This window comes from Granulicella sp. L60, from assembly GCF_009765825.1.
Classification (GTDB): domain Bacteria; phylum Acidobacteriota; class Terriglobia; order Terriglobales; family Acidobacteriaceae; genus Edaphobacter.
In genome coordinates this window covers 1,384,564-1,397,637 of record NZ_LMUR01000018.1, presented here as the reverse complement: position 1 = coordinate 1,397,637, position 13,074 = coordinate 1,384,564, and the positions used below count along the sequence as shown (strand labels likewise).

At 50.9% G+C, this 13,074-nt stretch carries 11 protein-coding genes; 2 read left to right on the top strand and 9 right to left on the bottom strand.

What is annotated here, in order from left to right; all coding sequences use genetic code 11:
• Positions 1-44: 44 nt before the first annotated feature.
• From GSQ82_RS16180 to GSQ82_RS16165, 4 genes are all read right to left on the bottom strand, one after another.
• On the bottom strand, positions 45-347 hold the full coding sequence (locus tag GSQ82_RS16180) for a cytochrome c (protein ID WP_158793223.1): 303 nt from the start codon (positions 345-347) through the stop codon (positions 45-47).
• The gene (locus GSQ82_RS16175) at positions 344-1,402 is read right to left on the bottom strand and encodes a hypothetical protein (RefSeq protein ID WP_254061684.1); all 1,059 of its coding nucleotides are present in this window, start codon (positions 1,400-1,402) and stop codon (positions 344-346) included. Before GSQ82_RS16175 ends, GSQ82_RS16180 begins: the two co-directional genes overlap by 4 nt.
• Positions 1,403-1,592: 190 nt before the next feature.
• Positions 1,593-3,389 (bottom strand): ABC transporter ATP-binding protein, encoded by a 1,797-nt coding sequence (locus tag GSQ82_RS16170; protein WP_254061683.1) that lies wholly within the window; start codon positions 3,387-3,389, stop codon positions 1,593-1,595.
• A gap of 178 nt (positions 3,390-3,567) precedes the next feature.
• A complete protein-coding gene (locus GSQ82_RS16165) occupies positions 3,568-4,473 on the bottom strand; it encodes a cupin-like domain-containing protein (RefSeq protein ID WP_158793221.1) in 906 nt (301 codons plus the stop codon).
• Positions 4,474-4,756: 283 nt separating this feature from the next.
• On the opposite strand from GSQ82_RS16165, the gene GSQ82_RS16160 reads away from it, so the two are divergent.
• Both GSQ82_RS16160 and GSQ82_RS16155 read left to right on the top strand, forming a co-directional pair.
• Positions 4,757-5,710 carry a transcriptional regulator gene (locus GSQ82_RS16160; RefSeq protein ID WP_158793220.1) on the top strand — a complete coding sequence of 318 codons (954 nt, stop codon included), beginning with the start codon at positions 4,757-4,759 and terminating at the stop codon, positions 5,708-5,710.
• A 390-nt stretch (positions 5,711-6,100) separates the two neighbouring features.
• The gene (locus GSQ82_RS16155; RefSeq protein WP_158793219.1) at positions 6,101-7,681 is read left to right on the top strand and encodes a hypothetical protein; all 1,581 of its coding nucleotides are present in this window, start codon (positions 6,101-6,103) and stop codon (positions 7,679-7,681) included.
• Between the two features lie 264 nt (positions 7,682-7,945).
• Here the strand turns inward: GSQ82_RS16155 and GSQ82_RS16150 are convergent, their stop codons facing one another.
• The 5 genes from GSQ82_RS16150 to GSQ82_RS16130 all read right to left on the bottom strand — a co-directional run bounded on the left by GSQ82_RS16150 (position 7,946) and on the right by GSQ82_RS16130 (position 12,959).
• Positions 7,946-9,808: an APC family permease gene (locus GSQ82_RS16150; protein WP_158793218.1), complete on the bottom strand. Its 1,863-nt coding sequence runs from the start codon at positions 9,806-9,808 to the stop codon at positions 7,946-7,948.
• A 455-nt stretch (positions 9,809-10,263) separates the two neighbouring features.
• Positions 10,264-10,821, bottom strand: coding sequence for a glutathione peroxidase (locus tag GSQ82_RS16145; protein ID WP_158793217.1), 558 nt, complete (start codon positions 10,819-10,821; stop codon positions 10,264-10,266).
• A gap of 106 nt (positions 10,822-10,927) precedes the next feature.
• Positions 10,928-11,137, bottom strand: a complete 210-nt coding sequence (locus GSQ82_RS16140; protein ID WP_216847100.1) for a hypothetical protein — start codon at positions 11,135-11,137, stop codon at positions 10,928-10,930.
• Between the two features lie 113 nt (positions 11,138-11,250).
• Complete coding sequence (locus GSQ82_RS16135) at positions 11,251-11,739, bottom strand: transposase (protein ID WP_158793215.1); 489 nt, start codon at positions 11,737-11,739, stop codon at positions 11,251-11,253.
• A gap of 446 nt (positions 11,740-12,185) precedes the next feature.
• Positions 12,186-12,959 (bottom strand): hypothetical protein, encoded by a 774-nt coding sequence (locus GSQ82_RS16130; RefSeq protein ID WP_158793214.1) that lies wholly within the window; start codon positions 12,957-12,959, stop codon positions 12,186-12,188.
• Between the last annotated feature and the right edge of the window lie 115 nt (positions 12,960-13,074).

Below are 13,074 nucleotides of genomic sequence, written 5' to 3'. Positions count from 1 at the left end.
AAGCCTGGCTCTATGTGCATTGGAAGCTACAACGGATTAGCATTCTATGGATTTAGAAAACGCAGAATGGCCTGCTCGTCTTCCTTGCTTAGATTGGCGCGGACGCGCATGTGCCGCGCAACCGTTCCTGCAATGCGCGGAGAGAATCCCTGAGGCGTATTGTGGCAGCGTGAACAATTCTGATCGAATACTTGCTGCCCATCTCTCTCATGAGCGGTGACAATATTGTTTTTCACCTGAGCGGTGGCTGAATTAGATTGCGTAGGGACAGTGGTTGCAGTCTGGGAGAGCATCGGCGCCGCTGCCAACAACAGAGCTGAATAAATTATCTTAAGTGGCTTCATCATTTGCCCTTCCAGGCTGGAAAGAGAAAGCGATATACGACGCTGGTCTCCCATATGTTGAAATTGCCGGTTGAGGAGAACTGCCTCGCATAGGTGGCGTTAACTCTCACCTCGTGCGGCAGGTGGTAGGCGAGCTGGAAATCAGTTCGCTGCGTGTTGGCAGAAGGCAGAAAGTCTGTTCGATCTGGCGCACTTTCACGGAAGGTCTGCTGGATCCGGAAGATCGGCTCAAGCCTTCCGAAGAAGCTCTCGGCACCGTGGATCTGTGACAGTCGGTAGTCGGTTTCGACCCAGTAGCCCTGTGAGTGTGCGCCATGTGCATATTCCGAGCGGACCTTCAAAGGAACCTTTGCCGGCTCCCACCAGACGTGCCCTCCAACGGAGTTAGTCTGTTTGCCGTCGAGCAGGCGACCGTAGGATGCACCGACTTCCAAGCGCTTCTCCGGAAAGTATGCATACATCTGGCCACCCGCCGAGCGGGTCGAGGTGAATTCCTTATTGGTGCTGCCTGCCGAGAAGTATGCTGCGTAGCTGAGGGAGATCTTATCTGACGAAAATGCGTTTCCCCTAAGCATGCCGCCTGTCCCGGCACCGCTGACCATAGTACCAATGCTGAAGATCAGTGGAGCATCCAGATTGCCGATCCAGATCGGCGTGAGACGCTCGTTGTAGGTTCCAAAGGGTGTGAGAAAGTAACCACCCACCACAGTTAGATGCGGCGTGGCAATGTAGTCGGCTTGTAGATAGGCAAGACTCAGAAAAAGAGAGTGGTTATATCCCCCTTGGCCGCCGCCGCTAGGAGAAACTGTCTCTACAAGGTTGCCGCGCGACTCGATAAGGAGGTGCTGGCCAATCGGGGCTTCAAGTACAGGAACAGCGATGGGCTGATAGGTCGTGGCGCCCGCAGTTGTAGAAGTTAAAAAACCTGCTCCTCCTGAGATTAGAGGAGTAGTTTGCGCAATTAAAGGACCTACAAAGAACGAAATCCAAAAGACCGACAGGGCGGTGCCGATTCGCCGCAGCGGCTTAACATATTTTGAGTTCGAGAAACATTGCATAATGTGCTAAATCTATCGCTACGCTCTGGCACATATGTCACTGGACAGTCTGCAGTGTGTCATTAGAATGTCATGATCAATTTTCGATAAAGTGTTTCATGGAAGACGTGAAGCGTGAAAAGGAATGCGACTTATCTATAGGAAAAATATAACGATAGTAATCGCAAGCTTCCAAAGAGCCTCTTCCTGTCTACATGATTTTGTCGCCTTCGCCGGGAGCAAGAAAAAGATTGGCTTCCACGCCATGCTGTCGCGTGTAGAAATCGTAGTAACGTCCCTCTTCTCGATAGAGAGACTCGTGAGTGCCCCGCTCGACGATTCGGCCTTTCTCTAAGACGAGAATTTGATCAGCCCTGCGAATGGTCGAGAGGCGATGCGCAATTACGAAAGTTGTCCGACCCTGCATGAGATGTTTGAGGCCGCTTTGGATCAGCGCTTCGGACTCGGAATCGAGTGAGCTGGTAGCCTCGTCGAGAATCAGGATGCGCGGATCGGCAAGGATGGCGCGGGCTATCGAGATACGTTGGCGTTGTCCGCCAGATAGTTTGACCCCTCTCTCCCCGACAATGGTTTCATACTGGTCGGGAAAGCTTTCGGCGAACTCATCGACGCGTGCAATCCTACAAGCTTCGAGAAGTTGCGCCGTAGTGGCCCCTGGCCGGCTGAAGAGAACGTTCTCCCGAATGGTGCCATCAAAAAGGAAGGTTTCCTGTAACACAACGCCCAGCTGCTCGCGGAACCGGCCGAGGCGAATCGTGCTAAGGTCGACGTTGTCAACGGACACCTGGCCGCCGTTCGCATTGTGGAAACCGCAGATCAGCGAGATGACCGTCGATTTGCCGGATCCCGAAGAACCGACGAGGGCCGTGACGGTACCGGGTGGAGAATCGAATGTGAGTCCGTGAAGTACAGTTTTGCCGGGAAGATATGAGAAGGTGACATCGCGAAAAGCAATGTGGCCGATGACGGATTCCATGAGATGCGTTCGTGTGGGCTCACTGTCCTCTTCGGCTTCTTTAAGAACTTCCAAAGTGCGATCAAGCCCGGCGAAAGCTTCAGTGAGTTGGGTACCAATATTCACCGACATCACTATGGGTGCGACCATAAAGGCTAGTAGCATCGTAAATTCCACATAGCTGCCGACGTCCAGATGATTCGATCCAACCTCCTTTGCGCCGAGATACATAATGAGGGCGGCGACAACACCGAGGACCATAGTCTTGCAAAGCGACATGAACGCCTGCGCGTTGATCGATAGGGTGATGTTCTCAAGCAACCGGTGAGCGCCTTCAGAAAAAATGCGGGCTTCACTCGCTTCAGCATGGTAGCCCTTAACCACACGTATGCCCCCAAGCGACTCGGTAAGACGACCCGTTACCTCTGCATTGATGCGTGAACGCTCACGAAAAAGAGGTCGCGTAATTCCGAAGGCGTGCTTCAAGAACCATCCGAGGGCGAGGATGATACAGACAGTCAGGGCAGTCATGAGAAGGCTGATGCGCAAGAGGATGCCAAGGGCGATGACTGCGGTAAAGATACCTCCGAGAAAATCTAGAAGGCCCGCGCCGATGAGATTGCGCATACTCTCGACGTCGGTCATGATTCGGGCTACTAGTGCGCCAGTGCGGTTTTTATCATAAAAAGAGATAGGTAGTCGGCCAACGTGCTCCTGCACCTGAGTGCGCAGTTCCGTGACAAGGCGCTGGCCGGTCACGGCAAGATATCGATCCAGAACATAGGTAATGAGGGCACCAAGAGAAGTAGCAAGAATGACCGCACCGATGATTATCGGAAGATCTTTTGCTTGGTGCTGATACATAACATCATTGATCAGGTAGCGAGAGGAGATGGGCACAGCGAAGCTGCAGAAGCGCTCCACGATTATTAGCAGAAGACTTACGACCAGCGGAAAGCGATGTGGCCTCACTAGACTGCTGATCAGGCCGGTTACTTTATTCAACCTTGGCTTTGGATGCGAGGAGTTCATGGCGGCTTCCTTCATTTTTTGAAAGCCATATATGTGCGGCCATGTTCAGTCATCCAGGAGCTCGGGGCTATGTGTGCAATTGACTGCATCGAAGCTCTCTTTCAACGAGCAATCATTTTGGGCTTTGAGAGTACGTAAAAAATGCGCTACGCATAAGAAGTCACAATTTGTTGTATGCCTACGTTTTTGGCCTTAGCGCTCTTAGTTTTGAACTTACCGCTCGACTTACACCGACTGCCGAAACCTTCATCTGATCAACGAGCTCCGAACTACCCATAGGTCTTGGTTTCATGCCCATTTTGCGGAGATAATAATTTGCCTGATAAACGTCTTTGCGTCGCTTATCCTTATATTGGTAGTTGATGCTTAGAGAAACGGAGATATCGTTTCCGTTCTTCAACCAGTGCGGATTATTAAGTGGAATGTGAACACCGGTGCCCGGACGCAGGGTGAATACCTCGGCGCGATGTTCCAGTTCCGGTGGATAAGTAGCTGCATAATCCTTCAACGTCCAATAGCGCTCGAGATCCTCTTCAGGCAGCACCTCGCGGTCGTTACGATCGAAGATGTGAATCTGTTTTTCACCGCTGACCTGCATGAGAAAGTTACAGATAGGGTCGATGTGATACATTGTGACGCGGCCCGGCGAGGTAATGTAGATGTCCGCCTCCTGCGTCTTTTTGTCATCGTCGATCTCGCGTCCGCTTAATTTCTTTATCTCCGCTAGTGAGTCTTCAAGCAGTACGTTGTACTCAGGATCTTGATCGACTCGGAGTAGTGCAATCCATGCTCCAGAATTTTCTAATGAGTCAAAAACCTCTTCCACCGGTTTGGTTCGTTCGGGGACGGCATCCCAGCGTTGATCAACACGAATATCTCCGGCATTGTAGTAAACATTATTTTTTGTAGTTGAGTTATTAAGAAGACGACGCATTCGTTCGCGCGAAAATAAAGGATGATCGGAAGTGAAGCTGTGCTTGAACTCGAACGGCCTCTCATCAAAGTCTTCGCGAAAGCGTGGATTGCTGAACTCGAAGATTGATGTTTTCGACGTTGGGCCCGCAATAGCATTTTGTGTCGACATGACCATCTCCTGAATTATTCGAGCTATGTGGCTGCAACCCTCGCCTGCGCATGCCAGATAGCGAAACTAGCAATGAGTTGATAATAATATCCGGACCATTGATGCGCTTATTTGATAAGTAAGCAACTTGTCTTTTATTTGTCACGAAATTGTCAAATCGTACGATCCCGATGCTTAATTAATGACAAGCAGCTTAGCTGAGGTAGATCATTAGGATTGAAGATAACGGTCGCCCGTCAGATCTGTGGCAGCAATTAGGGATTACCTTAAAAAGGACTTTCATATGCCAACTGCATCAAAACCTGCCCTTCAATGTGACCCGGAAATATTTTCGCGTAACTTCAATCGTCTACCGCATGAAGTTCAGCATGCGTTATCAGACAACCCTCTCTTTCAACTACCTGCTCTGGCCAAACTGGCACAGCAGGTCGCGGCACGCGAAAATCCGCACCATTCCAAAGGTGATATCCATGTAGATCAGGGGAAGGCGATAAGCGGAAAGACTGATCTTCGTGAGTGGGCAAAGGGCGACATTGCCAACCTAATCAACCAGATCGAGTCTGGCCAGACCTGGATCATCCTTAAACATATTGAACGCGAACCTGGATATCGCGAAGTCTTCGAGAATTGCATTTGCGACATTCTCAATCTTACTGGGAAGAAGATCCTCGAAGACATCAAATGGTTCGAAGCCATTCTCTTCATCACCTCACCGAATCGCGTTACGGACTACCACATTGATCGCGAGTGTTCGTGGCTGCTACAGATTCAGGGCGATAAGGACATGCACCTTTTTGACCGCTCCGACAAAGACATACTCCCTGATGAAGAGCTCGAAAACTATTGGATGGTCAATAATCTTTCAGCCGTTTATAAGCCGCAATACGAGTCGCGCGCGTTGGTTTATCATCTGCGTCCTGGGATCGGTGTACATAGTCCGGTCAACACGCCTCATTGGCTGCAAAACGGGAACAACGTCTCTGTGAGTCTGAATATTAACTTTCAGTTCCACGAACACGCTTGGGAAAATCTCTTCAAGGTGAACTACTATCTTCGTCGCACGGGACTAAAGCCCTCGCCTCCTGGTAAATACCCATTCATTGACCATATCAAGAGCAAATTCTACACGGTGTTTCAAGACGTTCGACGCTCCATCAACAGGAGTCCGAGCGTCTCTGAGCAGAACGAGGCACGACAGCATTATCACCGTATCGTAGAGACGTTGGCATCGCGCTGAATCTTGTCACGGCGCATACTATTCCGTTCATCGTGGGCTTTCATCTCCATATAAGTAATGGTATAGCCGTTTATACGACTGGCAGGATGTAGTTCAGAGCAGCATGGGGGCCTCCGCTGACATCGGTCGCTGATGTGTTTTCCAACAACTTTCCGCGACGAGGAGGCCGCACATGGCCTGACTGGATTCGACATAGTCTCATCATGCGCGAACACACCGCTCAGCGCGATACGTTGATCAAACGACTTCTCCGGCGGCGCATGCTGAATCCTGGCCCTTCAGCCAGCCGGAGACTAACTCTATGCTTGGCATAGATACAGGTCCAATCAGGCCGTTCAATCGCTGCGCACACTAATAGGACTTCCGATACAGAAAATCGGGCGGATCACCATGAAGAGTCTCAAGATCGATTCACAGCCAAGAAGCCTCAGTATAATCTGGATTCTATTATTTTCTTTTGCTTCGATAGTGTTCCTTTATTTGAGAACATTTCTTCTACCGGCTACGCCTTTTATCACCCTGGGCGACGAAGCTCATTATTTCCTCCATGCTCTTCGTATGTTGCATGGACAACTACCTTATCGCGACTTCTTCACCTTCATTTTCCCAGGAACCGATCTGCTGTATGTCGGAATTTTCCGGCTCCTCGGGGTTCACCAGTGGTTGGTGCAAGGTCTACTGTTAGTGCTGGGACTTCTTCTTAGTTGGATCGTACTCTGGATCTCCAGCAGAGTTATCCGCGGGTCTTCAGCAATATTGGCGGCACTCCTCTTTCTTGTATTCGATTTTAATAGCGCGCTTGACGCCACCCACCATTGGTGGAGCACCCTCTTTGTCATGATTGCTGTAGGTCTGTTGTTGGGCGGCAGGAGTCAGATCAGGATACTCGCTGTGGGAGTTTTGTGCGGCATCGCCACGCTGTTTACCCAGACTCACGGGGGACTCAGCTTTCTTGCGTTCGCCTTTTATCTCATGTGGACAAACCGTGAAGATAAGCGAAGCTCGTATCTGTTCCATGAGCTACTTCTGCTGTGCGTGCCTTTTGCCACAGTAGTAACCCCTGTTGTCGGGTATTATGTTCATCTGGTCGGTTTACGCACAATGACATACTGGACAATCTATTTTCCAGTTGCGTTTTTTCACCACGTTGAAGGAAACACTCTTATAACTTTTTTTCAGGTGCCACCGACGCATAGTGTTGCCGATCTCTTTTCCCTCATCCCCTATTTATTTATTCATGCAATTGTCCCACTTATTTATTTGTTATGCGTATTTCGGCTAAGCCGAGATAAAGAAAGCATAGGGCAACAACAGTGGAGAAGGATACTTCTTCTTACTTTTGTGGGCATGGCGCTATTCATTTCGATTATGAGTGCACCTACGTTTCTTCGGCTAAGTGCCGTCAGCATGCCCGCTATGGTTCTGTGCATCTGGTTTTTGGATCGATCTACTGACCTATACCGGCACATGCGAATCATTCTATGGGCTGCGGCGATAATCTCTCTCGTGTATCTCCCAATAAGTCGACAACTGCATCAGCACGACATAATAAACCTGCCAACAGGACGGGCAGCATTTATCACCAACAAGCAATGTGAAAAAATATGGTGGCTCGCTCAACATACCAACCCCGGCGAGACTTTTTTTAACGACCCAACTGCAGCTTTCGCCCTATCTTTAGAGAGCCCAGGACCTCTAGACTTTGTAACGACAAGCGAATTTACCCGCCCACAACAAGTTGATGCATTGCTTTTGTCTATGACAGCTCACCGTACGCGCTATGTATTTCTCTATCCCGCGCTAACTAAGCCCGCTCTCGCAAAAGACAACCTAGGACCGTTTCGGGAATATCTAGCAATAAACTATCATCTGGCCAAGACTGTTTCTGACGGCCAGATTTGGCAGCGAAATGGAACCGTTACAAAGAGCATGAGCAGTGACTATGCCCCAGACCGGTGTTCATGGATCTAGAAGACGATGAGGTACTCACTGAGCGCTATCCGCTCACCGACATATTGAGAACCTACACCAAGTCTAGAATCACAAACTATAGTGAAGTGGTTGAAGTCTTGAGATCGCAGAAATCTCAGCTGTTATACGGCTAGCTTCCGGAGAGAAAAATTGTCGGCGGTTCGAAGCCAGAGGCAGCTTTATTCAGTAATGAACGCCTCTTGGTCGATTAGCGAAGGAATGGTCGTGGATCTCGCGAGGTTGAGACTCTCACCCTAACTCCGGCTATAAATACCATGGGATATTGATAACGATAATACGGTGGTTCCCCATAACGAGGAGAATCAGTTTGAGCAGTTGAGCACGTTGATTATGCAAGAGATTCTGCCACCAATGTTTGACGACCAGCTCCGGGACCAGAACTGCTATCTGCCGTTCGGGGTGCTCACGCTCGACTTTCAGAATATAGTCGACGAGCGGACCGAGCACATAGCGAAACGGTGACGGAAGTAAAACAAGCTCAGGTACGGCTTTGCCTGATTTAAAGACCGGTTCGGCAACATTACGTTGCCATAACTCTTTTACTTCGTCGCAACACTCTTCCGCATCAACATGGACAGCCTGAACCTGGTCACTGAGCTTCATTGCAAAGCGAAGCCCTTTCTCCGTAATGCGCGTCCAGCGATGAAGGGGAACGATCACCAGAGGCTGAATGAGATTATCCATTCTCATTGGGCAATCCACAGCTACGTCTCGATTGACTCGATCATAATGACGCTTCGCAGCGGCCATCGAGATCATTAGAGCAGGAACGAGAATCGCGGTAATCCAGGCGCCTTCCGTAAATTTGGCGACGAGCACGACGATGAGAGTAATGCCGGTGGCAAACGCCCCCACACCGTTGACAACCATCCGCTGGCGGGCGCCCTTTCCTCCTTGACGCTTCCAATGCACAACCATGCCAACCTGCGAGAGTGTGAAGGCAAGAAACGCTCCAATGGCAAACAGTGGAATGAGCCGATCGGTGACGCCTCCAAATATGATCAGCAAGAACGCGGTGAAGCCGACAAGAGCATAAATACCGTGGGAGTAAAGCAGACGCCTACCGCGAATCTGAAAGACGTGTGGTAGATAATCTCGCTGGGCGATGGCACGGGTGAGGCGGGGGAAGTCTGCGTAAGAAGTGTTCGCGGATAGTGCTAATACCGACAGGATCGACGCGATGGTGAGATAGTAGAACCATCCGCGGCCCATGATGGCAGAGACGAGTTGCGACAGTACGCTTTGATAACCGACACCCGTCGGATCAGTAGCACCGATGCCGTAGGCCCTGCACAGAAGAGCTATCCCGGCGAGGAAGACGATCAAAAGCAGGATGATGATGGTGAGCGTCCGCTTTGCATTCTTTTGTGTCGGTTCGCGAAAAGCCATTACACCGTTCGATACCGCCTCGACACCCGTCATCGCAGTACATCCACTGGCAAAGACCTTAAGCAGCAGCCATATGCTTAGGAAAGAGACTGTGGCTGGCAATTTTGGCGGCGCTACAATCGCTATCGGATGTCCTCCCGACATTAAAGTTCGAAATGCGCCTACTAGAATCACGATAAGCAGCGTTCCTAGGAAAAGGTAAGTAGGAATCAGGAAAGCTGAGCCTGTGTCCTTTACTCCCCTCATATTGACGAGCGTTAGTAACGCGAGAATCGTTAGGCAAAGCGCCAGTGTGTGTGGCTGGAGTCTAGGGAAGGCTGAGATGACCGCTCCAACGCTCGCGGAAATTCCTACAGCGGCATTGAGGATGTAGTCGATCATCAGCGCGGCCGCTGCAAACAGACCTGCCGTCTCTCCCAGATTCTCTGACGCGACGGTATAGCTTCCACCGCCATGAGGATAGGCATCGATTGTCTGTCGATAGGAGAAGAACACTATCACCAAAAGCCCAATGATTGCAAAGCTGATCGGCACAATGTGCTGAATGCCTGCGAGACCCAGAGGGATAAGCAGAGTAAGCGCAGCCTCAGGACCATATGCCGCAGAACTCAAGGCATCGAGGCCGAATACCGGGATGCCGGCAATTGGGCCGATCTGCTCAGCGCGTTCCTCTGTCGTGGCCAGGGGCTTGCCTATGAGGACATCGAACAACGACATGGGTCTCTCCGCCGGTCGGCTTCTATATCCTCTACCGACGCGCACATCAGACTAGCGTCTTTGGCATAAGTAGGGTGTAAAGGACTCGGCCGCCGAACTTTTGGGGTTAAGTTGCGGTTTTTTTGGCGGGCAAGTTTGTGGTGATTTGTTGGGTTTTTTGGAGAAGATGGCTGTTTTTACGTGGTAATTTGCTGGTACGTTCGTGGTGTTTTGCGTGGTGGGCGTGGTGATTTGGCGGTCGTCGTTTGGGGTGAGGAACGATGTGACACGTTTTCTGGATTTATCTTTTGGCTTCCTGTTTTGGGAATGGCCTTGGAGTCGGGAGCGCGGCCGTCGCCGGTTGAGATCCTACATCCCACCCTTCGCAGCAGCGCGAAGGGTGGGGCACCCGGCAGATCAATCAACGGTCGGATACGCAGGAGGTACGAACTGTTCTCCGACGCCGGTGGTTGTTTCTACTGCTTCAGGGCGGACTCTATGGCTGCGACGACCTCGGGTGAGTCGGGGGTGGTGGCGGGTTCGAAGCGGGCGACGGGCTTGCCATTGCGGTCGAAGATGAATTTGGTGAAGTTCCACTTGATGTCGCCGCCGATGGCAGGGTTGGCGGTTTTGTCGGTGAGGTAGCGGTAGAGCGGGGTCTGGTCGGCGCCCTTGACGGAGACCTTCGACATCATGGGGAAGGTGACGTTGTATTTCTTGGAGCAGAAGGTCTTGATCTCAGCGTCGGTGCCGGACTCCTGATTGGCGAAGTTGTTGGCGGGGATGCCGACGATGACCAGGCCGCGGTCCTTATATTTTTCGTAGATCGCTTCGAGGGCCTTGTACTGCGGGGTGTAGCCGCAGCTACTGGCGACGTTGACCAGGAAGAGGACCTTGCCATGGAACTGAGAGAGGCTGGTGGGTTGGCCGTCGATTGATTTAAGGGTGTAGCTGTAGACCTTTGCGTTGGGGGCGGCGAAGGCAGAGGTTGCGAGGCTTAGGCAGAGGACGAGGGTAAAGGCTAGTTTGCGCACGTTCTTTCTCCGGGTGTTGTCTGGATGATAGCGGATGGCGAGAGGGGAAGAGGAGGGTGTGGGGAGCCAGCACGGAGGAAGACGGTTCGTGCTCTCGCGCGAGTTCTCAGTTATGCGTTGGATGTGGGTCTTCCAGCGCAATGGCCCGCTTGAGGCTTGCAGCGATACCGCGATAGGTGCGCTGGATCTCTCGCAGGCGGAGCAGTTCGCCAGTGGTGTCGGGAGGGTCGCTTGCGATCTGATACTCAATCGCGTCAATATCTTGCACGACGGCCTCCAACTCGTTTTCCAGTAACTCACGCGGTGATAGAGGCATGGTCTCCTGCGCTTTGCTCTCTATTCAGGGTACTGCGTTTTTCGTTGGTCGTGCTGGAGAACCGCGCTTCGCTCGAATGCCCACATCACAGAGTTGAGATATGAAGTATCCGCCTATCGGCGATCCTGGGTCCAGTGAGATTCGATCTCGATGGTTCCTGGTTGGCCGGTGGCGTAGTGGCTGAAGCTGCTCCAGCGGTAGTCTTCCGGCTTCGAGACCAGACCGCGGGTGACTGGATTGCGATGGATGTAGCGGACCTTTTCTACGAACTTCTCGGTGGTGAAGACGTTGAAGTCGTAGTACCGAGGTTGCCAGAGATGTTCGCGATTCCCTTTCAGGAGTTTGGAGGACTCTCCCTTGATGACGCGGAGGGTGGAAGAGAGTGGGTAGGAGTGTGGCTCGCTGAGGAGAAGATGGACGTGCTCGGGCATAAGGACGTACGCGAAGACAGAGAGTTGGTGGGAGAGGCGAGTTCGTTCGAGAACCTGCTCCAGGATGTCTTTGGGTTCGGGGTGTGCGAGGTAGGGGGATCGGTGGTGACAACTGAAGGTGATGAAGTGGAGTTGGCCGGTGTTCTGGCGGCGTTCGAGACCGGAGGGCATGATCGGATTTTATCGTTGGGGGAGGAAGGCGGTTCGCGCTCTCGCACGAATGCCCACTCATGCGATGAGACTGCATGAACGGGGCACCCGACTGTGGTTGATGTGGCCAGCCGCCAGTTAGTCGGGTCTAGACGCCCGGGCCGGTAACGACATACGACATTGAAAGTAGAAAGAGCAACGTGAGAAGGACAAAAGTCCCAGTCATAGAAAAAAAATCGCTCCAGTCCTCCGCCATCCCAAACGATGGCTTTGCCGGTACGCCAGTATTCCGAATGCTATCGTCGAGGAGACTGTCACGATCTCTGATCTGCTGCACCCTTGTTTCACGATATTCATTTTGAGTTCTAACGGAGGGCGCTTTAATAAAGTCATCAAGGCTCTTTTTCAACATGGCGTCATAGCTAGAATCAAATTCTTCTTTAGCCTTTCTGTACTGTTGTCCCCACTTATGCTGCCAAATTTGGTACCGCAAAAAATTTCAAGATTTGAAAAACCCCAATTATCAAGAAAAACATTCCCGCTATTCCATCGAAAGTTACTAGGGACCAATAAACAGCGTGCCGAAGAGTAGCGTTCTGAATAAAGGGAAGCACCGTACGGGAATCAATCTTTGATGTTGATGCGTCCACATTTGTTATCTGTTTTACGTCTACAATCCTTCCCATCAGCACTGGGGCTTGCTTGCCTAGATAAAGACTGTCTACTGATACACGAAGTTCATCACCTGGGTTCAGCAGGGGAAATGCCAGATCGAGCACATGGTCATTCGATTCGTTCTTATCTAAGTGAGCAGCGAATTGTGGTCTTGTCTCTTCAATCGATGGGGCTCCGAGAAGCGAAAACTCTTTTGGAAATACAATTTCAAGCGGCTCTTTTATGTCCTCGGCCTTTATTGCTGTTGATCCACTATTTCGAATAGTGAAGGTGAGTTTATAAAGTTCGCTTATCGGAACGTTTCCGTATTGAATGCTGAGAGCATCGGCCAGGCCTTTTCTCTCTATATGGATCAGATTATCCGCACCCAAGTACGTGAAAGTTAATTCCTTTCGACGCAAATTTACATTTAGGAAGAAGGTCGCTAGGGCAATAAAAACACCCAGGATAGAGAACCATGGAAGAATTCGCCTAATTATTGGCTCATTAACTCTGCTATTGGAATTTGAGCTTCCAGATAGAGAAGGAGCTAGTAGTTGAATATCGGTTTTGTTCGAATCTGACACTTGCAGCTCTCCGTGCATGGAAATCGAACTACCAAAGAATCATTCACGTATGTTGCTTACTCTGATAAAACGTGATGAGCCTTACTGTCGCCAGTAGCAAGCAAGGCCCCTTTCT

Coding starts and splice junctions, on each gene's coding strand:
- GSQ82_RS16165 (WP_158793221.1), bottom strand. CDS start 4,473: ATGTCGACACAAAATGCTATTGCGGGCCCAACGTCGAAAACATCAATC.
- GSQ82_RS16135 (WP_158793215.1), bottom strand. CDS start 11,739: ATGCCCTCCGGTCTCGAACGCCGCCAGAACACCGGCCAACTCCACTTC.
- GSQ82_RS16155 (WP_158793219.1), top strand. CDS start 6,101: ATGAAGAGTCTCAAGATCGATTCACAGCCAAGAAGCCTCAGTATAATC.
- GSQ82_RS16180 (WP_158793223.1), bottom strand. CDS start 347: ATGATGAAGCCACTTAAGATAATTTATTCAGCTCTGTTGTTGGCAGCG.
- GSQ82_RS16170 (WP_254061683.1), bottom strand. CDS start 3,389: ATGAACTCCTCGCATCCAAAGCCAAGGTTGAATAAAGTAACCGGCCTG.
- GSQ82_RS16140 (WP_216847100.1), bottom strand. CDS start 11,137: ATGCCTCTATCACCGCGTGAGTTACTGGAAAACGAGTTGGAGGCCGTC.
- GSQ82_RS16160 (WP_158793220.1), top strand. CDS start 4,757: ATGCCAACTGCATCAAAACCTGCCCTTCAATGTGACCCGGAAATATTT.
- GSQ82_RS16150 (WP_158793218.1), bottom strand. CDS start 9,808: ATGTCGTTGTTCGATGTCCTCATAGGCAAGCCCCTGGCCACGACAGAG.
- GSQ82_RS16175 (WP_254061684.1), bottom strand. CDS start 1,402: ATGCAATGTTTCTCGAACTCAAAATATGTTAAGCCGCTGCGGCGAATC.